Genomic DNA, 23466 nt, shown 5'->3' on the forward strand with positions numbered 1-23466 from the left:
GCGGGCCGAGGTCGGCGTCGACGTCGACCGCACCCGGCGGCAGCGCGCGCTCCGCCTCGGAGGCCCGCACGACCGCCTCGACCTCGCCGCCGACGCCGCGCAGGTAGCGCTCGCCGAGCGGGCCCGGGGGGAGGTCGCCGCGGTGCAGCTCGACGGCGAGGAGGTCGGCGACGTCGTCGCCCGCGACCCGCCGGTCGAGCAGCCGCTGCGCGAGCGCCCACCGCTCGAGGCCGTCAGGGTCCAGCGGCAGGGCGTCGTCGGGCTCCTCGTCGGGGCGCACGACGGAGACCTCGAGGCGCTGGCGCCAGAAGGCCCGCACCGGGTGCAGCAGGAAGGAGCGCAGGTCGGCCAGGGAGACCTCCGCGGCGGGCGGGCGCGCGGGCAGCGGCGCGGCCAGCACGGGGCGCGGGGGTCGGCGGGGCCCGGCCGCGGCACGGGCCGCCGCCAGCGCGCCGGTGTCGAAGCTGAAGGGACGCGGCGCCGGGGACCCGGACGACGACGCGTCGCCCGGGTCCCCGGGGGCACGGCCCGCGGCCGGGGTGCGGAAGACCCGGGCGTCGAAGGGCTGCAGCGGGTGGGTCGTCCTGATGACGTCCCGCACGCGGCCTCCGGGCACCGTGGCGGTGCGGTCGAGCGCGTCGAGCAGCTCGTCGACCGGCACGGCCGGGGGGACGTCGGCGCCGGTGCGCTCATCGGCGCCCGTGACGAGGACGAGCAGGTGGTCACCGGCGGCGGCGACGGCGTCGAGCAGCAGCTGGCGGTCCTCGCTGCGCGGGTCGTGCTCGCCCGTCCACGGGTCGCGCACCAGCAGGTCGTCGCCGTCGACGGCGCTGCGCCGGGGGAAGGCCCCGTCGTCGAGCCCCAGGAGGACGACCACCCGGCTGGGGACCGAGCGCATCGGCACGAGGGTGCAGACCGTCATCGCGCCCGTGCGGAAGCCGGCGCGCGTGGGCCGCCCGACGAGGAGGTCGGCGAGGAGGACGCGGACGTCGGCGGCCCCGAGGAGCGCGTCGGAGGCGCCCTCGGCCGCGCCGGCCAGCTCGCGGTGCAGCTGCGCGGCCTGCCACGGGCCGTCGGGCTCGGGGGCGGCGAGGCGGAGCACCGCGTCCTCCAGGGCGGCGGCCCAGGAGGAGGCGTCGCGCCGTCCGGCGAGCAGGTGCACGACGGCGTCGAGGCGGTCGACGAGCTCGGCCAGCGACCCGGCGAGCGCGACGTCGGAGCTGTCGACGTCGTCGAGGGGGACGGCGCCGCCCAGCACGAGGTCGGCCCCGCCCGTGCCCCCGACGTCCGCGGTGGCGGCCGGGTCGGCCGCCGCTGGCAGCCCCTCGACGGCCACCCCGAGCAGGAGCCGGTCGAGACCGGCGCGCCACGTGCCCTGCCGCAGCCCGCCGAGCCCCCACCCGGCGCGGTGGTCGGCGTCGAGGCCCCAGCGGACGCCGGCGGCGACGACCCACCCGCGCAGCCGCTCGAGCGCGTCGTCGTCGAGGCGGAAGCGACGGCGGACGGCCGGGTGGCCCGCCAGGTCGAGCACCGCGGTGGCGGGCACGCGCGAGCCGACGAGGTCGAGCACCTGCGCGAGCACCTGCAGCAGCGGGTTCTCCCGGCGCGGGGCGCGGTCGGCCACGCGCACCCGCAGGTGCCGGACGGGGTGCCCCCCGGCTGCGGCCCCGGGCCCGGGCGCGCCGTCCTCGACCGACCCCTCCTCGACCGACCCGGCCCCGAAGGTCGCGGCCACCAGGGGCGCGAAGGCCTCGACGTCGGGGCACAGCACGAGGACGTCGCGCGGCTCGAGGGTCGGGTCGTCGGCCAGCAGCCCGAGCACCGCCTCGCGCAGCACCTCGACCTGCCGCACCCGCCCGTGGCAGGAGTGCAGGCGCACGCTCCGGTCGCCCGGGGCCGGCGGCGGCGGGTCCGCGGGCACCTCGTCGCGGGCGAGGGCGCGCTGCAGGCGCTGCAGCAGCGTGCGGTCGGCGTCCTCGACGCCCGGGAGCTCCCGCTCGGGCGGCAGGTGCTCGTCGCGGTGCTCGACCGCGGCGGGAGCGGGCGCGCCGGGGCCCTCGTCGCCCGGGGGAGGCCCGGCCAGCCCGTGCAGGCGCAGCAGCTGCTGGAGCTCGAGGAGGTCGCGGCCGAGCGAGCCGAGCAGCGGTTCGTGCAGGGAGCGGCGGACGACGTCGTCGCGGCGCCGGCGGGGTGCGGGGGCGGCGGCCACGGCGTCCCACAGCGCGGGACTCGCGTGGTGCAGCCACAGGTGCACCTCGCGGTGGGCGGCCAGGGCGCCGAGGACGGCGAGGCGGGCGGGGGACAGGCGCGTCGGGCCGTAGACGGACAGGCGGTCGGGCAGGTCGACCCGGTCGGGCTCGGCGCGCAGCCGGGCGCAGGCGCCCTCGAGCAGCTCGGCGGGGGAGGGGCCGAGGCGCTCGCGCAGCGCCCGCCACACGTCGACCTGCCAGCGCAGGTCCTCGGGCACCTCGCCGTCGGCGCCGTCCGAGCAGCCGCCGGCGGCCCAGTCGACGAGCATCGCGGGCCGTGCGCGGCCGTAGGCGGCCAGGCGCCGGGCGAGCTGCTGGACGGCGGCCATGCGCCGGCCGTCCTCGGCGAGCGCGCGGTCCAGCGGCGTGCCGCCCTCCTCGAGCACCGCGAGCAGCGGCCACGCGGACCGCCCGGCCGACCACGCCTCCACGGCCGCGGCGTGCTCGTCCGACACGGCGGCGACCGCCTCGTCGAGCACGCGCCCCGGGCGCGGCATGTCGACCCGCGCGCAGACGCCGTCCGGCGCGCCCCCGGGCGAGGCGCCCAGGGCGTGGGAGAGCCGCTGGGCGATCCAGCGCTCGACCCCCTGCGCGGGGACGGCGACGACGTCGCGCGCGAAGGGGTCGGCGGGCGGCACGGCGAGGACGGCCGCGAGCCCGCGCACGAGCGCGTCGGCGCTCTCGCTGCGGTGCACGACGAGCACGCGTCCCCCTCTCCCGCTCGCTCGCGCCGGGGCCGGGACGGCCGGCGGCGCCGTGCGCAGGCTAGGAGAGGGGGCCGACAGCCGGGGCCGACCGCCCACCGGCGCCCGGTCGGAGGCTGCCGGCCGGAGGCTGCCAGTCGGCTGGGAACCGCCGCGGGGGTGAACCCGGGGGCCCGCGGTGCCGAAGGGAGGACGAGCAGCGCCGGCCGTCCGGCGCCGAGAGAACCCCCGAGGAGCCCGACCGCCATGTCCGCCCCCAGGACCGACGCCGCCCGCATCGCCGAGCACGTCGACCGCCTCGCCGACAAGCACCCGCCCATCGACCTCGCGTCCGCCGACTACTCGGTGCGCGACCCGCGCGCCGTCCGCGAGCGCTTCGGCGCCTCCCTCGACTACATGGCGCGCGTCGAGATGGAGGTCGAGCGCAACGTCCTCGAGCTCGCGGTGATGCTCCCCGACGTCGGCGAGACGGACCGCCGCTTCTACGCCGACGTCTGGAGCCCGCAGGAGGAGCGCCACGGCGTCCTGCTCGACACCCTCGCCCAGCGCCTCGGCATGCCCCCGGTCGAGGCCAACACCGGTGACGTGCCCGCGCGGGTCCGCGTCCTCGGCGCGCTCGCCCACCTGTCGCCGGTGCACGAGGTCATCCGGCTCCTCTACTACCTGACCGGCGCGGCGACCGAGAAGGCCGCGATGCTCGCCTACCGGAAGATGAGCGACGGCCTCGCCGCCATGGGGGAGACCGCCGTGCAGCGCACCGTCGTCGACGCCATCAAGGTGCAGGAGCCCGGTCACTTCGCCTTCTACCGGCTCAGCGCGGAGGAGATGGTGCGCTCCGGCGCGCTGGCCCCGTGGCAGATGCACCTCGCGCGCGTGCTGCGCTCGAAGGCCTACAGCCTCGTCGGGGCGAAGAGCGCCGAGCAGCGCACGCGCTTCGGCGGCGTCATCGTCGACCTCGGCCTCGACGACGACCTCGTGCGCTGCGCGGAGGACGTCTCCCGCCTCGAGACCCAGCTGCTCTGGGCCCACGAGGAGGGGCTCAAGGTGCCGGCGTACGCGCTGAAGGCGTTCCGCGACGCCGCGGCGAGCTACCGCGAGCGGGTGGGCGGGCGTCTCGTCGCCGCCTGAGCGGCTGCGGCGGTCGTCAGAGGCCACCGGACGGGCGAGGGCCCCGACCGCGTGCGGTCGGGGCCCTCGTGCTCGGAGCGGGTGACGGGAATCGAACCCGCGCTATCAGCTTGGGAAGCTGAAGTTCTGCCACTGAACTACACCCGCGTGCGGCCCGCCCTGCGGCGAGCGGGCGCCACTGTACCCGGAGCCGGCGGCGTCGCCGCACGTCCGCCGCCCGGGCCGGACGCGGGCCCCCCGGCTCGCCGGCGCCCGCTACCGTGCGCGCGTGCTGCTCTCCGACCGGGACATCCGCGCCGAGCTCTCCTCCGGCCGCGTCGTCCTGGAGCCGCTGGACGAGGCGATGGTGCAGCCGTCCAGCGTCGACGTCCGCCTCGACCGCTTCTTCCGGCTCTTCGACAACCACAAGTACGCGGTCATCGACCCGGCGCAGGAGCAGCCCGACCTCACCCGCCTCGTCGAGGTCGAGCCCGACGCGCCCTTCGTCCTGCACCCGGGCGAGTTCGTCCTGGCCTCGACCTTCGAGGTCGTCACGCTGCCCGACGACGTCGCCGCGCGCCTGGAGGGCAAGTCCTCGCTCGGGCGCCTGGGGCTGCTCACGCACTCCACGGCCGGCTTCATCGACCCGGGCTTCTCCGGGCACGTGACGCTCGAGCTCTCCAACGTCGCGACGCTGCCCATCACGCTGTGGCCGGGCATGAAGATCGGCCAGCTCTGCTTCTTCCGCCTCTCCTCGGCGGCGGAGCACCCCTACGGCAGCGACCGGCACGGCTCCCGCTACCAGGGCCAGCGCGGCCCGACGGCGAGCCGCTCCTCCCAGAGCTTCCACCGCACCCGCGTCTGACGCGGCGTCCGCGCCCGTCAGCGCTGGCGCGCGCCGGGCGCCGAGGTGGCAGCGCCTCGTCGCGCTCTTCCACGACGAGGGGCTGCCACCTCGCCGGGTGACGCCGTCGCCAGCTCGCGAAACGGGCATGGCGGACGGGCGATCCGGGTGCGATGCTGGCCTCGGGAACAGATGCCGCAGGCACGGGCTTCGACCTCCCAGGTGCGCAGCGCAGCCGCCGACCGTCCGACCGACCGCCGGCGTCCGCGCCCCGCCCCAGGAAGCAGACCGTGACTGCCACCCCCCGCTCCACCACCCGCCCGCTCGACGGGCAGGGCGTGCCCGCCGCCCGCACCGCGCCGCCGCAGGGCCCGGACGCCGGCGAGGCGGTCGTGCCGCAGGGCCCTGCGCACCACGACGGCGCCCACGACGAGGGCGCCGACGAGGTGCTGCCCGACGTCGGCGCCTCCTGGACGACGGCGCAGCGCGTCCGTCTCATCCTCACGCTCGGCGTCCTCGTGGCCCTCGGCCCGCTGACGATCGACATGTACCTGCCCGCGCTGCCGAACATCGGCGAGCAGCTGCTCGCCACGCAGGCGCAGGCCCAGCTCACCCTCACCGGCCTGCTCGGCGGGCTCGCGCTCGGCCAGCTCGTGCTCGGGCCCCTGTCGGACCGCTTCGGGCGGCGCAAGGTCCTGCTGTCGGGCGTGGCCACCCACGCCGTCGCCTCGGTGCTCTGCTCGCTCGCGCCGACCATCGAGTTCCTCACCGCGGCCCGCGTCCTGCAGGGCGTCGCCAGCGCGGCCAGCGCCGTCGTCGCGCTCGCCGTCGTGCGCGACCTCTTCAGCGGCATCGCGGCGGCCCGCACCCTCTCGCGGCTCACGCTCGTCATGGGGGCGGCGCCGATCGTCGCGCCGACCCTGGGCGGCTTCCTCCTCGTCCACACGAGCTGGCGCGGGGTCTTCGTCACCCTGGCGGGCTTCGCCGTGGTGCTCCTGCTGGTGGCGGCCAAGCTGCTGCCCGAGACGCTGCCGCCCGAGCGCCGTCGCCACGGCGGCGCCGCGTCCGTCGTCCGCACCTACGGCTCGCTGCTGAAGGACCGCCGCTTCGTCGGGCTCGTGCTCGTCGCGGGGCTGGCCTTCTCCATCATGTTCGCCTACATCTCCGGCTCGACCTTCGTGCTGCAGGACGTCTACGGCCTCTCGCAGCAGCAGTACGCGCTGGCCTTCGGCAGCGGCGCCGTCCTGCTCATCGGGGCGACGCAGCTCAACCCCGTGCTCGCCGAGCGCTTCCACCCGGTGCGGGTCATGCAGGCCGGGCTCACGTCGGCGCTCGTGCTGACGGCGACGCTGCTCGTGCTCGTCGCCACGGAGACGGGTGGCCTCTTCGGCCTCCTCGTGCCGCTGTGGCTCACGCTCGGCTCCATCGGCTTCGTCCTGCCGAACGGGCCCGCGCTCGCCCTCACGCGCCACGGGCGGGCCGCCGGCACCGCCGCGGCCGTGCTCGGGTGCACGCAGTTCGGCATCGGCGCGCTCGCCGCTCCGATCGTCGGCCTGGTCGGCGGCGGGGCCGTGGGCATGGTCGCCGTCATGGTCGGCGCGGCCACCCTCGCCGTCACCGTGCTCATGGTCGTCGTGCAGCCCAAGGTGCTCGACGACCGCACGCCCCGACGGGTCGCCGCCGCCGCGGCCTGACCCGCGCGCCGCTCCGACGACGGCCGCCGCCCCGCACGGGGCGGCGGCCGTCGTCGCGTCCGGCACACTGGCGGGGCGCCCCGCGAGGGGCGAGGAGGGCTGGCCGAGCGGCCGAAGGCGGCGGTCTTGAAAACCGCTGGGCGTCCTGCGTCCCGTGGGTTCGAATCCCACGCCCTCCGCACCTGAGCTCCTCGTGGCGGCGCGTGCGGCGCGGGCCGCCCGGCGTTGGCCCCTCCCGCGTCCGTCTCCAGCAGCGGAAGACCAGTGAGGGCGTGGGGGCCCGTGTCGATCGCGGCCGGGTGTCGCACGAGTCCGGTCCGCGGGGAGCTCGGAGCGGCTCCGGCGCGTCGGGGAGCGCAGTCGTCCTGAGGTCGTCCCACCTCGCGACGCGCCGCCACCGCAGACGGCGGCTCTGCACGCGGACGGTGGTCGGTCGCCGGCACCGGCACCGGGCGCAGCCGCCGTGCATCAGGGGTCGGCGCGCCCGCTCCCGTGCGGTCCGGGGAGGGGCGTGGACCGCCGTGCCACTAGACCGATTTACTGCTGGCGCCGCGGGAGCTCAAGTGGCGGCTTGCCGGGCTCATGAACCCTTGACTCTCTCCCGACTCAACCGATTTACTGCGCGGACGCGAGACGCCGCCGCTGGTCACCGCGACGGTCGCCATCCCGCGTCGACACATCGATGACGCTCGCTCGAGGCGGCGTCCCCGACGACAAGCGCGGAGCCGCGGGCCTGCGCAGAGGAGCTGAGCGCGATGATGCGCCATGTAGGAGCCACCGCAGCTGCGTCGATGGTGCTGGTCCTGGCCGCCTGCGGGTCCGGTGGGTCCGCCGGGACGAGCGGGGCCGAGGGCTCGTCCGGTCCCATCACCATCTGGTACTCCACCAACGAGCTCGAGGTCCAGTGGGCCGAGTCCGTCGTGGAGAGCTGGAACGCCGAGCACCCCGACGAGCAGGTGACGGCCGAGGCCATCCCCTCCGGCAAGTCCTCCGAAGACGCCATCGCCGCTGCCATCACCGCCGGCAACACGCCCTGCCTCGTCTACAACACGGCCCCCGCGGCCGTCCCGGCCTTCCAGCGGCAGGGCGGCCTCGTCAACATCTCGAAGACCTTCGCGGACGGCGAGGACTTCGTCACCGGTCGGTCCGGTGACGCGGCGGACGGCTTCCGGTCACCCGACGGCGACCTCTACCAGGTCCCGTGGAAGGCCAACCCCTTCATGCTCTACTACAACAAGGACGTCTTCGCGGCCGCCGGGCTCAACCCCGAGGACCCGCAGCTGTCGACGTACGACGACGTCCTCGCCGCCGCGGAGGCCATCGACGCCGCGGACGCCGCGGACTTCACGCTCTACCCGCCCGCCTCGAGCGACTACACCAACGCCCTCTTCGACTTCTACCCGTTCTTCCTCGCGAACTCCGACGGGACGCAGCTCGTCGAGGACGGTGGAGCCACCTTCACGAGCGAGGAGGGCCTGGAGACCCTCGAGTTCTGGCGGACGATGTACGACGAGGGCTGGGCCTCGAAGGAGGCGTACAGCGGTGACGCCTGGGCCGGGCCCTTCGCGGACGGCGTCGCGGCCCTCGGCATCGCGGGCCCCTGGGGCGCCGGTCAGTTCGACGGCAAGGTCGACTACGGCGTCGTCCCGCTGCCGACCGAGGACGGCAAGCCCGTCGAGGAGACGTACACGTTCGGTGACTCCAAGAACGCCGGCCTCTACAGCTCGTGCGAGAACACCGAGACCGCGTGGGACTTCGTCAAGTACTCGATGAGCCCGGACAACGACCTCGCGCTCCTCGAGACGACCGGCCAGTTCCCGATCCGCAGCGACCTCGACAGCGTCGCCGGCGACTACCTCGAGACCGAGCCGGTGCTGCAGACCTTCGCCCAGGAGGTCCCGCTCACCGTCGACGTGCCGAACGTCGACGGCGCGACCGAGATGTGGCAGACCTTCCGCAACGCCTGGAGCTCGAGCGTCATGTCCGGCGACGGCGACCTGCGAGAGCAGATGCAGTCCGCCGCGGACGAGATCGACGGCCTCGCCTCCCAGAGCTGACGCCCCGACCGACGCACCCACTGGCGAAGGAGCCGAGATGAAGCTGCTGCAGTCGCTCGCCGCCCTCACGGCGAGCCTGGCCGTCGCCCTGGCGGGGGCCGGGGCCGTCCCGGCCGCCGCGGCGACCGCGGAGGAGGACGTCGACGTCATCGCGTCACGCCTCCAGGACTACTACCTGAGCCAGGGCGACGAGGTCCTCCTGGCCAACGGCATCTACCTCGCGCGCACGTCCGACGCGACGGACTACCTGGCCTCGCAGGAGGCCGACGGGTCGTGGGCGGACGTCGACTACGCCGACCGGACCAGCTCGGCCAACGGCAGCGTGTGGTCGGCGTACACCGCCCTCTACCGCCTCATGGCCATGGCCCAGGCCTACCGGGACGAGGGCGCTGACGGCTTCGAGGAGCCCGCCCTGCTGGCCGGGATCGAGCAGGGCCTGCGCTACTGGGACGAGGCCGACCCCGGCAACACGAACTGGTGGGAGACCGAGATCGGCGAGTCCATCGCGATGGGCCGCATCTCCGTCTTCCTGTCCGACGTCCTCGCCGACGACGCCCTCGAGGTCACCCTCGAGCACAACACGGGCCGCCTCGACCCCGTCGGCGCGAACGGCGCCTGGCGGACGACGAACTACCTCTTCGAGGCCGTCGCGACCGAGGACGTCGAGGACATCAGGGCCGGCTTCGACACCATGGTCGCCACGGTGGCCGTCGACGACTCCGGGGACGTCAACGAGGCCGTGCAGCCCGACCTCAGCTTCTGGGCGCACGGCCCGCAGCTGTACAGCGAGGGCTACGGCCTCGCCCTGTTCGCCAACGTGGCGATCTGGGCTGACGCCGCCCGCGGCACGAGCCTCGCGTTCAGCAGGGACGACCTCGACACGATCGCCGCGTACATCGTCGGCGGCACCCGGTGGATGATCCGCGGGGAGATCGGGATGCTGTACCTCGGCTACCGACCCCCCAAGACGGTCGAGGGCGTGACGGGCTACGCGGCCGAGTTCATCGAGCCGCTGCGGATGATGGCTCGGACGGACCCGCTGTACGCCCGCGACTACGAGGCCGTGCTCGACAACGTCCTCGGCGAGACGCCCGGGAACGGGCTCACGGGCGACCGGTACTTCTGGCGCTCGGAGTTCGCCTCGCACCTGCGTCCCGAGTACGGGATCTTCACGAAGCTCAACTCCAGCCGCACGACGGGTGGCGAGTACCGCTCGACCTTCCGCCCCTCGGTCGGCAACGAGGTCTACTGGAACGCCTCCGGCGCCACCGCCATCCAGGTGACGAACGAGGAGTACACGGACCTCGGCCCCGCGTTCGACTGGTTCCACTACCCCGGCGTGACCGCGCCGTACGCGAAGGAGCAGGACCGCGGTCCGGCCGGGCGGCTGTCGAACGGCGGCAGCTTCACCGGCGGCGTCTCCGACGGCACGTACGGCGCGACGGTCTTCACGCTCGACCGGGCGGGCGCGAGCGCGCAGAAGAGCTACTTCGCCTTCGACGACGAGATGGTGGCCCTCGGGACCGGCATCACGTCCGACCGGGACGTCGCCGTCCACACGACCGTCAACCAGGTCGCCGCGGCGGGCAACGCGTCCGTCGACGGCGAGGCGGTCGCGGCCGGCACCGACACCGAGGTGGCCGGTGCGTCGTGGGCCTACAACGACCGGGTCGGCTACGTGTTCCCCGGCTCGCAGACGGTCCACGTCGCGAACGCGGACCAGACCGGCAGCTGGCTCGGTGAGGACCCCGAGACGCACCGTGCCTTCACCCTGTACGTCGACCACGGCGTGGCGCCGGAGGACGCGTCGTACGAGTACGTCGTGCTGCCGGCCATGCCGGAGAACAAGGTGCGCAACTACGCCCGGAAGCCGGCCGTGGACGTCCTGCGCAACGACGCCGCCCTCCAGGCGGTCCGGCACGACAAGCTCGACCTCACCATGGCGACCTTCGCGGAGGCGGGTCCGCTCGACCTCGGTGACGGCCGCTCGCTGGAGGTGAGCGAGCCCTGCCTCGTCATCCTCGACGAGTCGGGCCGGACCCCGGTCGTGACGGTCAGCAACCCGGAGCGTCCGGGTCTCGTCGTCGACGTCTCGCTCTCCGACGGCGATGAGGCCGTCCACGGCACCTTCGCCCTCGGTGCCGGTCCCGACCTCGGTCGTAGCGTGACCGGCGCCCTCGCCTCGAACACCGATCCCGGCGCCTCGCCCCTCACCGCGAGCCGCGCGGCGGTCGACCACGGCGCGGCCCTCGCCGGCGACGGCGACGAGGGCACCGAGTGGCGCTCGGGACCGGACGGCACGACGTGGTTGGCCTCGCGGCTGGAGCCGGGCTCCTACCTCACCGGCCTCCGCATCGACTGGGGCGAGGACCACGCGACGCGGTACCTCGTCCAGACGTCGACCGACGGCACGACGTGGACCGACCGCAGGTTCGTCCAGGACGGCGACGGCGGCACGTCGAGCATCGAGCTCGACCCGCGGCCCGCCTCCTTCCTCCGCGTCGTCATGCTCGAGAGCTCCGGCGGGGCCGGCTTCTCGGTCCGGGAGCTCACCCCGGAGACGAGCGTCAACCTCGCGCTGGGCCGCGCCGCGAGCGCCTCCGGGGGCGTCGGCGGCAACGCCGTCGACGGGAACCTGGCCACGCGCTGGATCGCGCCCGTCGACGACAGGTCGTGGCTCCAGGTCGACCTGGGCTCGGTGCAGCCGGTCTCCACCGTCCGGCTGCGCTGGGAGGCCTCCTTCGCCCGCCAGTACGAGATCCAGGTGTCCGACGACGGCGGGACGTGGGAGACGGCGTACGCGACCACCGGTGCCGGCAGCGACGGGGGCACCGACCTGCTGTCCCTCGAGGCCGAGGGGCGGTACGTGCGGATGCAGACGGTCCGGCGCAGCGACAGCCGGTGGGGCGTCTCGGTGTGGGAGATGGAGGTCTTCTCTGACGACGCCCTCCTCGACGCCCTCGAGCCCGCGCCGGCGCGGCCCGACCTCGCGCTCGGTCGACCCGTCACGGCGCAGTCGACGTACAGCAGCGGCCTGGCCGCGGCGAACGCCGTCGACGGCGACCCGACGACCCGGTGGGCCTCCCAGCGCCAGGACGCGCCGTACACGACGGAGCGCTGGTTGCAGGTGGACCTCGAGGACGTCCGGGCCGTCAGCCGCGTCGCGGTGACGTGGGAGGCCGCGACGTCGGACGACTACCGCGTCCAGGGGTCGCTCGACGGCGAGTCGTGGGTGGACCTGGCCCGGGTGCAGGGGCGGTCGAGCGGCCTGCGCGACGTCGTCGACATCGACCGGACCGAGGCGCGGTACGTCCGGATCATCGGGCTGCCGGCCACGAAGTACGGCCTCTCCGTCTTCGACCTCGAGGTGTACGGCGGTTTCAACCTCACCTGCTCCGACGAGGCCGTCCACCTGGCTCCCGTCGCGACCGGTGGGGTCACGGCGTCGGTGTCGCCCGTCGTCGCCGACGACCAGTTCACCGCGTACTCGCTCGACGACACGGTGGCCCGGGTGGTCGGCGCACCGGAGGTCACTGACGACGGAGCCGTCGAGGTCCCGCTCGCCACCGGGCCCTCCGGCGCGACGTCGGTGCTCCTCACGCACTCCGCCGGTGACGAGATCGCGTGGTGCGACGTCGCGGTCGACGTCGACACCTCGGCGCTCGAGGCGCTGGTCGACGAGGCGGACGCGCTCGACAGCCGGGAGTGGTCGCAGCGGACCTGGGCCCCGCTCCTGCCGGCGCTCGAGGCGGCCAAGTCCGTCCTCGCCGCGGACGCGGCGAGCCGTGACGAGGTGGACGCCGCTGCCGCAGCCCTCGCCGACGCCCTCGACGGGCTCAAGCCCGTGCGCCCGAGCGGGCGCTGATCCGCGTCGGCCGCCGGACCCGCGGGTCCGGCGGCCGGCCGGCCGCACGGGACCACCCCGTGCACACGACGGACGACGCCCCCGGCCTGCGGCCGGGGGCGTCGTCCGTCGTGCGGCGGCTCAGGCGGGGGCGTCGGTGCGGACGAGCTCGGCCACGCCGATGGCGGAGTCCGCCATCCCGTAGAAGACGAAGGTGCGGCCCTCGACCTCCTCGACGGCGGTCGGGAAGACGACGTTGCCGAGCGTCCCCCGCAGCTCCTCCTGCGTCTCGGGCACGAGCAGCGGCTCGGGGGTGCGGGCCAGCACGCGTCGCGGGTCCTCGGCGTCGAGCAGGACGGCGCCGGCCACGTAGCGGGCGCCGTGCGCGAGCTCGAAGCCCTTGACCGTGACCCCGGAGACGCCGTGGTGCAGCACGAGCCATCCCTCCGGGACGCGCAGCGGCGCCGGTCCGGCCCCGATCTTGGACTCCTCGTAGGCGGCCTCCGGTGCGAGGAGCGGCGACGACCGCGTGATGAAGGTCGCCGCGCCCAGGTCGGCGGTCGCGTCCTCGAGCGGGACGTAGCCGATCCACACCGACGGCCGCGCGTCCGAGACACCCGCGGGCATGGGAGCGCCCTCGCCGGGCCGGAGCCAGTCGAGGTCCCACATGGGCCGGTGCAGGACGGCCAGCGCGGGACGTCCCGCGGGGTCGAGGACCGGCTCGGGGAAGAAGACCACGTCCTTGTTGGGAAAGAGGTTGAGGTCGGTGTCGAGCTCGGGCTGGTACGAGAACCGGATCGGCCCGAGCCGCCGCCACGTCTCGGTGTCCTCCGAGACGGCCAGGGCGGGCTTGGGGCCGAGCGGTCCGTAGGCGACGTACGTCATGAGGTGCACGCCGAGAGCGGGCACGTAGGTGATGCGCGGGTCCTCGACGCCGGCGTTGGTCGCGCCACGCTCCCACCCCTCGTCGGGTGCGAGCACGATCCCCAGCCGCTCGACGCCGACGGGGACGCCGTCCTCGAGGAGCACCCGCGCCCGCGCCACCCGCGAGACGTTGCCCTCGGCGACGACGCGCGGGTACAGGTAGAGCTCGCCGTCGGGGCCCCACGCCGTGGCCGGGTTGAGGACACCTTCCGCCTCGAGGGGGTCACCGGCTGCGGGGGTCATGATCGTGCCCACCCGCCGCAGCGCGTAGGGGATGCTGACGGTCAGGGGGCGGTCGGTGGCAGGTGCCATGACGTGGGCCTCTCGGGTCGGCGGACCGGCTCCCGGCCCGGGTGGACGGGGCGGGCTCAGCCCTTGACGGACGAGCCGAGGTCGGCCGAGGTGAACTGGCGCTGGAACAGCACGAAGAGCAGGACGACGGGCACGGCGAGGACGCAGGCGCCCGCCAGGACGGCTCCCACCGGGTTCTGCAGGAGGATGCCGTTGGTCTGCGAGAAGTTGGCCAGGCTGACCGCGAGCGGCTGCATGTCCGGCTGCTTCGTGATGAGGAACGGCCAGAGGAACTCGTTCCACGGGCCGATGAAGGTGACGAGCATGGCCGTGAGCACGGCGGGGCGCACGAGGGGGACGGCGATGGACCGCAGGATGCGGAGCTCGCCGGCGCCGTCGAGGCGCGCCGCGTCGAAGACGTCGCGCGGGATCTGCACGAAGTACTGCCGGAAGATGAGGACCGCGACGGAGTTGATCGCGAAGGGCAGGACCATCCCGGTGTAGGTGTCCGCGAGGCCGAAGTAGCGCACGACCATGACGTAGAGCGGGACCATGAGCAGCTGGAACGGGATGGCCTGGACGAGCAGGACCAGCGCGAACACCAGCCCCTGGCCGCGGAAGGACAGCACCGCGAGCGCGTAGCCGACCAGCAGGCCGAAGACGAGCGTGCACCCGACGACACCGGCGGTCATGACGACGGAGTTGAGGAGCGAGCGCAGCAGGTCGACGGACGCGTTGATCTCGGCGAAGTTGGCGAGGGTGAGGTTGCCCGGGCGCGGGAGCAGGCCGAGCGGGCTCGCGTCCCGCTGCTCCTGGAGGGCGCCGACGACCATGTAGTAGAAGGGCGCGAGCGCGGCGAGCGCGCCGACGAGCAGGAGCCCGAAGCGCACGGCGGGCACGGCGGACCGAGACCGCCGCTGCGGGCGGGTCGGTCGGCTCGTGGTCGCGGGTGCCGGCATGTCAGGACTCCCTCTCGGTGACGCGACGGGACAGGAGCGCGAGGACCATGACCCCGAGCACGAGCAGGACGCCCACCGCGGCGGCGACGTCCGGCTTCCCCTGCTGGATGCCCTCCTGGTACATGAGGAGCGCCGGCGTCATCGACGCGCCGTCGGGGCCGCCGCCGGTGAGCAGGTAGGGCTCGGTGAAGAGCTGGCCGGTGATGATGATGCTGAGCAGCACGACGAGCGAGATGACGGGGCGCAGGCCCGGCAGCGTCACGTCGCGGAAGCGCTGCCACGCGTTCGCGCCGTCGATGGAGGCCGCCTCGTAGCGCTCGGTCGGGATGTTGTGCAGGCCCGCGACGAGGAGGAGGACGAAGAAGCCCAGATTCTTCCACGTCACGTAGACGGCGATGAGCGGCATGATGAGCGACCGGTTGGCCAGCCACGAGGGCTCCGGGGAGAGGCCGCCCAGCAGCGAGTTCACGACCCCGTTGCCGCTGAAGGCGAAGATCCACACGGCGAGCGTCGCGACGGAGGCCGTGACGTAGGGGATGTAGTAGGCGACCCGGAACGAGGTCCGGCCCCGCACGACCGCCTGGAGCGCTGTCGCCAGGGCGAGGCCGAGGGCCAGCGTGAGCGGGATGTTGATGACGAGGTAGACGAGCAGGTTCAGGAACGCCTGCCGCACGAGCGGGTCGGACAGGACCTCGCGGAAGTTCTCCGCCCCGACGAAGGGGTGCGGCACCGCGACGCCCGGGGCCGTGAAGAAGAAGTCGTGGACGGACATCCACAGCCCGAAGCCGAAGGGGACGAGGAAGACGACGACGACGAACGCCACGTAGGGCGCACTGAGGACCACGCCCAGCGGGTTCTCGCCGAGCCACCGCTGGAGGCGGCGCCCGCGCGGCAGCCGGCGCGGGGGAGGGGCGCTGGGCCCGGTGGTCGGCCCCGTGGTGGGCCCCGTGGTGGGCGGGAGCTCGGCGGACGTCGCGCCGGGGCTCGTCCCCTCGACGTGAGGCCGCGCCTCGGCCAGCGGGCCGCTCCGGGGCGGTGTCGAGCGCTCGGTCCGCATCGTCGCGTCCACTCCTGCGGGTCTGGGGTCGTCGGCCGACTGCGTCGACGCGGGGAGTAAACCGGTTTGAACAATCGGCGTCAACCAACCCCGCGCGAGCGGAACGGGCCAGCGCCGACCGCCTCCTCGGGGACAGAACCGGATTACTCCTCTGCGGGTTATGCTCCGTCGGTGGTCAGCCCAGCTCGTCCGGTCTCCGACGGCGCGGGGCCCGCGCCCCTGCGTCGCCCCGGCCGCGAGCGCAAGGTGACCATCGGCGACGTCGCGGCGCGGGCCAACGTCTCGAAGAGCGCGGTGTCCTTCGTCTTCAACGGACGGCCCGGCGTGGGTGAAGCGGCCCGGGAGCGCATCCTGGCGGCGGCGCGTGAGCTCGACTGGCGGCCCGACGCACGGGCGCGGGCCCTGTCCCGCAGTCGCGCGCAGGCCCTCGGGCTCGTCATCCGGCGCGCGCCCGAGCTGCTGAGCAACGACCCCTTCTTCCCCCAGTTCGTCGCCGGCGTCGAGAGCGGCTCGTCCGACGGCGGGTACGCCCTCGTCCTCCAGGTCGTGCCGGACCGGGCCGCTGAGAAGAGGGCGTACGAGCGCTTCGCCCACGAGTCCCGCGTCGACGGGGTCTTCCTCACCGACATGCGTCTCGACGACGAGCGGGTCGGTGAGCTCGACCGCCTGTGGCTGCCCCACGTCGTCGTCGGCCCGGCCGCCGCGTCCGACGAGCCGGCCGGGACCATCGGCCTCGACGACGCGGCCGGGGTGAGGCGCGCCGTGCGTCACCTCAGCGCGCTGGGGCACCGTCGGATCGCGCACGTCGCGGGAGTGCCCGGCTATGTCCACTCGGAGGTCAGGCGCCAGGCCTGGGAGCAGGAGCTCGTCGCGCTGGGCCTGGCGCCCGGCCCGGTCGTCGAGGGCGACTTCACCGGCGCTGCCGGAGCGCGGGCCACCCACGAGCTGCTCGATCGGTCCGACCCGCCGACCGCCATCGTCTTCGCCAACGACCTCATGGCGATCGCCGGGATGTCCGCCGCCGCCGACCGCGGCGTGCGGGTCCCGTCGGACCTGTCGGTGGTCGGGTACGACGACATCCCGCTCGCCCCGTACGTCCAGCCGTCGCTCACGACGGTGCGGCAGGACGTCGTCGAGTGGGGGCGGGCGTGCGCCCTCGCCCTCATCGCGACGGTCGAGGGGCGCGAGCCCGACCGCGTCGCCCTCCCGGCCGCCGAGTTCGTCGTCCGAGGCAGCACCGGTCCTGTCCCCGCCGATCGCGCCCCGCTCGGGCGACCAGCCGACGACCAGCCGACGGGGCGGTGACCAGCGCCCAGCGCGTGGTCCGCGACGAGCGCCGCGGGCCCACCTGCTGACGAGGCCTAACCTGCCTGCGCGCGACGGTCGGAGCGACCGCCGGCGTCGGGGACACTGGGACCACGTCCGTCCCGCCGTTCCCCAGGAGCTCCTCGTGCCTGCCGCCACCGTCCGCTGGTTCGACACCGACCGGGGCTTCGGCTTCCTCGCGCCCGAGGACGGCTCCGACGACGTCTTCGTCCACGCCTCCGAGGTGCTCGGGGGTGACGGCGTGAGGACGCTGCGCGAGGGCCAGGCCGTCGACTTCGAGCTCGGGGAGGGCCCGCGCGGCCCGCAGGCGCTGCGGGTCCGCGTCACCGGCGACGTCGCGCCCGACGCCGCCCTCGGCGTCCTCGGCACCGTCGCCTGGTTCGAGCCCACCAAGGGCTACGGCTTCCTCATGGTCGACGGCGGCGGTCCCCAGGTCTTCGTCCACGGCTCCGCGGTGGTCGGCGGGGCCGTGCTCGTCGAGGGCCAGCGGGTGGCCTACCTCGTCGGCGAGGGCGAGAAGGGGCCGCAGGCCGAGCACGTCCTGCCCCTGGCCGCCTCCGCGGCGCCGGCTGCTGCTGCCGCGGACGGGGCGGACGGGACGGTGTCGTGGTTCGACGCGGAGAAGGGCTTCGGCTTCGTCGCCCCCGACGACGGCGGGCCGGACGTCCTGCGCCTGCGGACCGCGGCGGCGAGGGCGTCGTCGCGCGCTACGACGTCGACCGCGGCTTCGGCTTCATCCGGCCGGACTCCGGCGGCGACGACCTCTTCGTCCACATCTCGGTGGTGCGCGGGGCCGACGGCCTCGAGGAGGGCGACCGCGTGCGCTTCGGCGTCCGTCAGAGCGACCGCGGGCCGCAGGCCGACCGGGTCGAACGGCTCTGAGGCGACCCGGCCTGGGCGGGCGTCGCCCCGCCCGCGTCGGGGGTCGCTCGCGCCGGGTCCGGCCGGGGCGTCAGCGGACGGCGGGCCCGGGCGGGTCCTCGACGAAGGTCCGGTACCCGTCGGCGATGCGCGCGAGGTAGAGCGCCACGGCGGCGCGCTCCCGCTCGTCCATGCCGTCGGCCGCGCCCGCGGTCAGGGCGAGCAGCGGTGCGAGCGCCCCCATCACGTGAGCGGCTCCCGTCTCGGTGACCTCGAGCACCTGCCGGCGCCGGTCGCCCGGGTGCGGCCGCCGGACCATGTGCCCCGCCGCCTCGAGGCGCTGGACGGACTGGGTGGCGGCCGCCGACGTCACGCCGATCCGCCGCGAGACGCCGGCGGGCCCGAGCGGCTCCGGGGAGAGCATCACGTGCTCCATGGCCTCGACGTCGTGCACCGAGAGACCGAGGCGCCGGGCCACGACCGTCCGGGCGAGCGAGGTCAGCGTGAGCACCTCGCGCAGCGCCACCTGGAGCGGGTCGGGCCCGCGGGGTGCGCCGGCTCGTCCCGACCCCTCGCCCTCCGTCACCCCACCATCGTGGCATCCCTCAGGACGTGAGCGTCCGCCGTTGTCGGTCAGGCGCTGCTGCCCTATGGTCGCTAAGCCACTTCGCGACCTCCTGGAGCAAGCATGTCCGTCCTCGCCTCCCTCCCCGCGCGGCGGTGGACCGCCTGGCTGGTCCTCGCGCTCGCCGCGCTCGCGGTCGTCGGGGTCGCGCTGGCCCCGCAGCCCGAGCCCGTGGAGCCGCGCTCGTCGACGGGCCTGGGCGTCCAGTACGAGTCGGTGCGCGCCGAGCGCGCCCTCGCCGACCTCGACGCCGAGCTGGGCGGCGACGACGCGCCCGTCGCCGTCGTCGTCCTCAGCCGCGAGGACGGCGGGGCCCTCGCGCCGGCCGACCTCGAGGTGCTGGCGGACGCGGTCGGCGGCTCCGGCATCGGCTCCGCGCCGACGCCGCCGGCGCAGACCTCGGAGGACGGGTCGGTGGCGCTCCTGCCCGTCCCGCTGACGCCGGGCCTCGAGCTCGAGGACGGGGCGGCCGAGGTCGAGGCGCTGCGCGCGGCGCTCGCCGGCCTGGGCCCGGGCCTCGTCGCCGAGGTGACGGGGGGTCCGGCCTTCACCGCCGACCTGGCGGCGGTCTTCGCGGGCGCCGACGTGACGATCCTCGGCGTCACGGCCGCCGTCGTCGCCGTGCTGCTGCTCGTGACCTACCGCAGCCCCCTGCTCGTCGTCGTGCCCCTGCTCGTGGTCGCGGCCGCGGAGCAGACGGTCGTGCGCCTCGTCGACGTCGTCGTCCCCGCCGCGGGGCTGGCCGTGGACCCGAGCGGGGCGGGCATCGTCAGCGTCCTCGTCTTCGGGGCCGCGACGAACTACGCGCTCCTGCTCGTCGCCCGCTACCGGGAGCAGCTGCGGGTGCAGGAGCGGCCGGCCGACGCCATGCGGACGGCGGTGCAGCGGGCCGGCGCTGCCATCCTCGCCAGCGGCGGCACGGTCGTCCTCGCCGTGCTGGCGCTGCTCCTGGCCGACACCGAGTCCACGCAGTCGCTGGGGCTCGGCGCCGCGGTGGGCGTGCTCGTCGCCGTGGCGGCGGGCCTGGTCGTGCTGCCCTGCGCCCTCGTGCTGCTGGGCCGGGCGGCCTTCTGGCCCTTCGTCCCGCGCCTCGGCAGCACCGGCCGCGAGGGCCAGTTCTGGGGCCGCCTCGGCGCCGTGTCCGCCCGCCGCCCGGCGCTCGTCGGGCTGGGCGGGCTCGTCGTCGTCCTCGCGCTCGCGGCGCCGGCGCTCGGGGTGAGCACGGGGCTGTCGCAGAGCGAGCAGTTCCGCGAGGTCCCCGAGGCCGTCCGCGGCGCCGACACCCTCGCCGGGGCCTTCCCGGCCGGCGCCACCGACCCCGTGCGCGTCCTCGTGCCGCCCTCGCGCGTGGACGGCGTCGTCGCGGCCGCGAGCGGGGTGGAGGGCGTCGTCAGCGCCCGGCCCGTCCGCGAGGGCGCCGAGCTCGCGCAGGTCGACGTCGTCCTCGACGCGGCCCCCACCTCGCAGGCCTCCTTCGACGCCCTCGCGCGGCTGAGGTCGGCCGTCGAGGACCCGGCGGTGGGCGGCCCCGACGTCCTCGTCGGCGGGGCCGTCGCCAGCGCCCAGGACGTGGCGGACGCCCAGGCCCGCGACCGGGCCGTCGTCATCCCCGTCATCCTCGCCGCGGTGCTCGTCGTGCTCGTCGTCCTGCTGCGGGCGCTCGTCGCGCCGGTCCTGCTGCTGCTCGCCGTCGTGGCGACGTGCTTCGCCGCGGTGGGGGCCAGCTGGCTCGTCCTCTCGGGACTGCTGGGCCAGCCCGCGCTGGACGTGCCGGTGCTGCTGCTGTCCTTCGTCTTCCTCGTGGCCCTCGGCGTGGACTACAGCATCTTCCTCACCACCCGGGCGCGGGAGGAGGCCGCCGTGCACGGCACCGGCCCGGGGATGCTCCGCGCCCTGCGGGCGACCGGCGGGGTCATCACGAGCGCCGGGGTCCTCCTCGCCGCCGTCTTCGCCGTCCTCGGCGTCCTGCCCGTCATCACGCTGACCCAGATCGGCGTCGTCGTGGGGCTCGGGGTGCTGCTCGACACCCTCGTCGTCCGGACGCTGCTCGTGCCCTCGGCGGCCTTCCTCCTGGGGCGGCGCTTCTGGTGGCCGGCGCGCGTGGACCCGGCGGCGGTCCAGGGGACCCGGCGGGCCGGTCGTGCGGCGCGCGGCCGGCACGCGCGCCGGAGCCCGTCGGCCCTGTGACCACCCGCGCGCTCGGCCCGACGTGCGCGGTCGCGGCCGGGCGGGCGCCGCCCGTGGGAGCGCTCCCCTGCACGGGCGTGGCAGGCTGGTCGCGGTGCCGACGCCGGCGCCCCGGGCCGTCGCGCCCGGCCCCCAGGCGCTGCGAGGGCGCCGCCCGTGGAGGCTCGTGAGCATGCTCGTCGCAGGGATCGACTCGTCGACGCAGTCCTGCAAGGTCGTCGTCCGCGACGCCGAGACCGGCGCCCTCGTGCGCTCCGGCCGCGCGTCGCACCCCGACGGCACCGAGGTCGACCCCGCCGCCTGGTGGACCGCCCTCCAGGAGGCGGTCGAGGACGCCGGGGGCCTCGCGGACGTCGAGGCGGTCGCCGTCGGCGCCCAGCAGCACGGCATGGTCTGCCTCGACGCCGACGGCCAGGTCGTCCGACCGGCGCTGCTGTGGAACGACACGCGGTCCGCCCAGGCGGCGCAGGACCTCATCCTCGAGCTCGGCGACGGCGACGAGGAGGCCGGTCGTCGCGCCTGGGCCGAGCAGGTCGGCGTCGTGCCCGTGCCCAGCTTCACCGTCACCAAGCTGCGCTGGCTCGCCGACCACGAGCCCGAGAACGCGGCGCGCACGGCGGCCGTGGCGCTGCCGCACGACTGGCTCACGTGGATGCTCGCCGGCGGCCCCGAGGCCGGGCTCGAGGCGCTCGCCACCGACCGCGGCGACGCGAGCGGCACCGGCTACTGGAACGCCTCGACCGGCGAGTACGTCCCCGACGTCCTGCGCCGCGCGCTGCGCCGCGACGAGGGCGCGGACCTGCCGCGCCTGCCGCGCGTCCTCGGGCCGTCGGAGAGCGCCGGCCGCGGCGCCGAGGGCGGCCTCGCCCCCGGCGCGCAGCTCGGCGCCGGCACGGGCGACAACGCCGCCGCCTCGCTCGGGGTCGACGCCCGCCCCGGCGACGTCGTCGTGTCCATCGGCACCTCGGGCGTGGTGTCCGCGCCGTCCGACACCCCGCCCGTCGACCCGAGCGGCATCGTCGCCGGGTTCGCCGACGCGACCGGCCGCCAGCTGCCGCTCGTCTGCACGCTCAACGCGGCCCGCGTGCTGACGGCGACGGCGAGCATCCTCGGCGTCGACGTCGGCCGCCTGTCCGAGCTCGCGCTCGAGGCGCCGTCGGGCTCCGGCGGCCTCGTCCTCGTGCCCTACCTCGAGGGGGAGCGGACGCCGGACCGCCCCGGTGCCACGGGCGCCGTCCACGGCCTCACGCTGGCGACGTCGACGCCGGCGCACCTGGCTCGCGCGGCCGTCGAGGGGCTGCTGTGCGGCCTCGCGGACGGCGTCGACGCGCTCGTCGCGCAGGGCACGCGGGTCGACCGCGCCCTCCTCGTCGGCGGTGGGGCCAAGTCCGAGGCGCTGCGGCAGATCGCGCCGGTCGTCCTCGGCCGGCCCGTGCTCGTACCGCCGCCCGCGGAGTACGTCGCCGACGGCGCCGCCCGCCAGGCCGCGTGGCTGGCCCTCGGCGGTGACGAGCCCCCGACCTGGGGCGAGGGCGCGCGCGACGGCGAGAGCGTCGCCTACGACGCGCCGGAGGACCCGGCGCCCGGCCGCGCCGTCCGCGAGCGCTACGCCCAGGTGCGGGACCTCACCGACCGCTGACCCCGCGTCGACGTCGACCACGGCCGCGCACCGCCCCACCGGCGGTGCGCGGCCGTCGTCGTCCCACGGGGCCGCGCCGTCGCCACCCCACCCGGAGGGCGATGTGCGGCCATGTCGCCCTCCGGGAGGTGCGGTAGGGGCGACGTGTGGCCATGTCGCCCTGCGCCTCGGGCGGGAAGACGTCGGCGGTCGTCGTCGTTGGGCCGACGGATACCCCAGGGGGGTAGCGTGGAGGTGCGACGAGAGGGGACGGCATGACCGACGCGAGCGCCACCACCGAGCCCGGCGCCGGCCCGGAGGGGGCTCCGGCGCCGCCCGGCTACCTGCAGCGCAAGGACGACTACCTCAAGCGCTTGCGCCGCATCGAGGGCCAGGCCCGCGGCCTGCAGCGCATGGTCGACGAGGAGACGTACTGCATCGACATCCTCACGCAGGTCTCCGCCATGACACGGGCGCTGCAGAACGTGGCCCTCGGCCTCGTCGAGGAGCACCTCGCCCACTGCGTCGCCGACGCCGTGGCGACCGGCGGGCCGGAGGCCGACGCCAAGGTCCGCGAGGCCTCCGAGGCCATCGCCCGGCTCGTCCGCAGCTGAGCCCGCCGTCCCCGTCCACGACACCCCGCACCCCACCCAGGAGGACACCGTGCGCACCGCCACCTACACCGTCACCGGCATGACCTGCGAGCACTGCGTCCGCTCCGTCACCGAGGAGGTCGGGGAGGTCCCCGGCGTCTCCGGCGTGGACGTCGACCTCGCGTCGGGGCGCCTCGTCGTCACCGCGGGCGACGACGTCACCGACGGGATGATCGGCGACGCCGTCACCGAGGCCGGCTACGCCCTGGCCCCCGCCGCGCCGTGACGGGGCCCGCGGCGCCCGCCCCCGACGGGCGGGGGAGCGGCGCCCCCGCCGACCGGCCGGCCCGCGCCCTCGGGGCCTACGGCCTGCTCCTCGTCGGCGTCCTCGCCGCTGGCCTCGGGCTCGGTGCCGCCGTCGGACCGCTCCAGCCCCTCGGCGCCCAGCCGTCCGACCCTCAGCCCGTCGGCACGCAGCCCGCCGAGCACGACGCCCCGCACCGCTGACCACCTCCCGGAGGTCCTC

Annotated in this window: 16 protein-coding genes, 2 tRNA genes and 1 pseudogene; 13 read left to right on the forward strand and 6 right to left on the reverse strand. The window is 75.6% G+C overall.

Annotation, left to right across the window (positions count from 1 at the left end; genetic code table 11):
• Positions 1 to 2953: exodeoxyribonuclease V subunit gamma (gene recC, locus HLB09_RS01705; protein ID WP_171201683.1), on the reverse strand; the 2953-nt coding region annotated here is incomplete at its 3' end.
• Positions 2954 to 3199: 246 nt separating this feature from the next.
• On the opposite strand from recC, the gene HLB09_RS01710 reads away from it, so the two are divergent.
• Positions 3200 to 4081 (forward strand): GTP-binding protein LepA, encoded by an 882-nt coding sequence (locus HLB09_RS01710; protein WP_171201684.1) that lies wholly within the window; start codon positions 3200 to 3202, stop codon positions 4079 to 4081.
• Between the two features lie 76 nt (positions 4082 to 4157).
• Here the strand turns inward: HLB09_RS01710 and HLB09_RS01715 are convergent.
• Positions 4158 to 4228, reverse strand: a tRNA-Gly gene (locus tag HLB09_RS01715).
• Between the two features lie 121 nt (positions 4229 to 4349).
• On the opposite strand from HLB09_RS01715, the gene dcd reads away from it, so the two are divergent.
• From dcd to HLB09_RS01740, 5 genes are all read left to right on the forward strand, one after another.
• Complete coding sequence (gene dcd / locus HLB09_RS01720) at positions 4350 to 4925, forward strand: dCTP deaminase (RefSeq protein WP_171201685.1); 576 nt, start codon at positions 4350 to 4352, stop codon at positions 4923 to 4925.
• 269 nt (positions 4926 to 5194) lie between these two features.
• Positions 5195 to 6598 carry a multidrug effflux MFS transporter gene (locus HLB09_RS01725; RefSeq protein WP_212755755.1) on the forward strand — a complete coding sequence of 468 codons (1404 nt, stop codon included), beginning with the start codon at positions 5195 to 5197 and terminating at the stop codon, positions 6596 to 6598.
• A 93-nt stretch (positions 6599 to 6691) separates the two neighbouring features.
• A tRNA-Ser gene (locus tag HLB09_RS01730) sits at positions 6692 to 6777 on the forward strand.
• Between the two features lie 612 nt (positions 6778 to 7389).
• Entirely contained in the window at positions 7390 to 8655 is a 1266-nt protein-coding gene (locus HLB09_RS01735) for a sugar ABC transporter substrate-binding protein (protein WP_212755757.1), read from the forward strand.
• Between the two features lie 37 nt (positions 8656 to 8692).
• Positions 8693 to 12520 carry a discoidin domain-containing protein gene (locus tag HLB09_RS01740; protein ID WP_171201688.1) on the forward strand — a complete coding sequence of 1276 codons (3828 nt, stop codon included), beginning with the start codon at positions 8693 to 8695 and terminating at the stop codon, positions 12518 to 12520.
• A 120-nt stretch (positions 12521 to 12640) separates the two neighbouring features.
• On the opposite strand, the gene HLB09_RS01745 is transcribed toward HLB09_RS01740, so the two are convergent.
• From HLB09_RS01745 to HLB09_RS01755, 3 genes are all read right to left on the reverse strand, one after another.
• Complete coding sequence (locus HLB09_RS01745; protein WP_171201689.1) at positions 12641 to 13735, reverse strand: glycoside hydrolase family 130 protein; 1095 nt, start codon at positions 13733 to 13735, stop codon at positions 12641 to 12643.
• 56 nt (positions 13736 to 13791) lie between these two features.
• Positions 13792 to 14547: a carbohydrate ABC transporter permease gene (locus HLB09_RS01750; protein WP_409372969.1), complete on the reverse strand. Its 756-nt coding sequence runs from the start codon at positions 14545 to 14547 to the stop codon at positions 13792 to 13794.
• Between the two features lie 127 nt (positions 14548 to 14674).
• On the reverse strand, positions 14675 to 15730 hold the full coding sequence (locus HLB09_RS01755; protein WP_171201691.1) for a carbohydrate ABC transporter permease: 1056 nt from the start codon (positions 15728 to 15730) through the stop codon (positions 14675 to 14677).
• Positions 15731 to 15901: 171 nt separating this feature from the next.
• On the opposite strand from HLB09_RS01755, the gene HLB09_RS01760 reads away from it, so the two are divergent.
• Positions 15902 to 17035: a LacI family DNA-binding transcriptional regulator gene (locus HLB09_RS01760; RefSeq protein WP_171201692.1), complete on the forward strand. Its 1134-nt coding sequence runs from the start codon at positions 15902 to 15904 to the stop codon at positions 17033 to 17035.
• A gap of 145 nt (positions 17036 to 17180) precedes the next feature.
• A pseudogene (locus HLB09_RS20250) lies at positions 17181 to 17938 on the forward strand (cold-shock protein).
• Positions 17939 to 18008: 70 nt separating this feature from the next.
• Here HLB09_RS20250 and HLB09_RS19055 read toward each other — a convergent pair.
• Positions 18009 to 18503 (reverse strand): MarR family winged helix-turn-helix transcriptional regulator, encoded by a 495-nt coding sequence (locus tag HLB09_RS19055; RefSeq protein ID WP_171201693.1) that lies wholly within the window; start codon positions 18501 to 18503, stop codon positions 18009 to 18011.
• Positions 18504 to 18605: 102 nt separating this feature from the next.
• On the opposite strand from HLB09_RS19055, the gene HLB09_RS01775 reads away from it, so the two are divergent.
• The 5 genes from HLB09_RS01775 (at position 18606) to HLB09_RS19675 (ending at position 23447) form a co-directional block, all read left to right on the forward strand.
• Positions 18606 to 20729 (forward strand): MMPL family transporter, encoded by a 2124-nt coding sequence (locus tag HLB09_RS01775; RefSeq protein ID WP_171201694.1) that lies wholly within the window; start codon positions 18606 to 18608, stop codon positions 20727 to 20729.
• A gap of 172 nt (positions 20730 to 20901) precedes the next feature.
• On the forward strand, positions 20902 to 22368 hold the full coding sequence (gene xylB, locus HLB09_RS01780; protein WP_171201695.1) for a xylulokinase: 1467 nt from the start codon (positions 20902 to 20904) through the stop codon (positions 22366 to 22368).
• A 254-nt stretch (positions 22369 to 22622) separates the two neighbouring features.
• The gene (locus HLB09_RS18085) at positions 22623 to 22961 is read left to right on the forward strand and encodes a metal-sensing transcriptional repressor (RefSeq protein ID WP_171201696.1); all 339 of its coding nucleotides are present in this window, start codon (positions 22623 to 22625) and stop codon (positions 22959 to 22961) included.
• A gap of 49 nt (positions 22962 to 23010) precedes the next feature.
• Complete coding sequence (locus tag HLB09_RS01790; RefSeq protein ID WP_171201697.1) at positions 23011 to 23226, forward strand: heavy-metal-associated domain-containing protein; 216 nt, start codon at positions 23011 to 23013, stop codon at positions 23224 to 23226.
• Complete coding sequence (locus HLB09_RS19675; protein WP_171201698.1) at positions 23223 to 23447, forward strand: hypothetical protein; 225 nt, start codon at positions 23223 to 23225, stop codon at positions 23445 to 23447. Before HLB09_RS01790 ends, HLB09_RS19675 begins: the two co-directional genes overlap by 4 nt.
• Positions 23448 to 23466: the final 19 nt, after the last annotated feature.

This window comes from Pseudokineococcus marinus, from assembly GCF_013004605.1.
In the GTDB taxonomy this organism is placed as follows: domain Bacteria; phylum Actinomycetota; class Actinomycetes; order Actinomycetales; family Quadrisphaeraceae; genus Pseudokineococcus; species Pseudokineococcus marinus.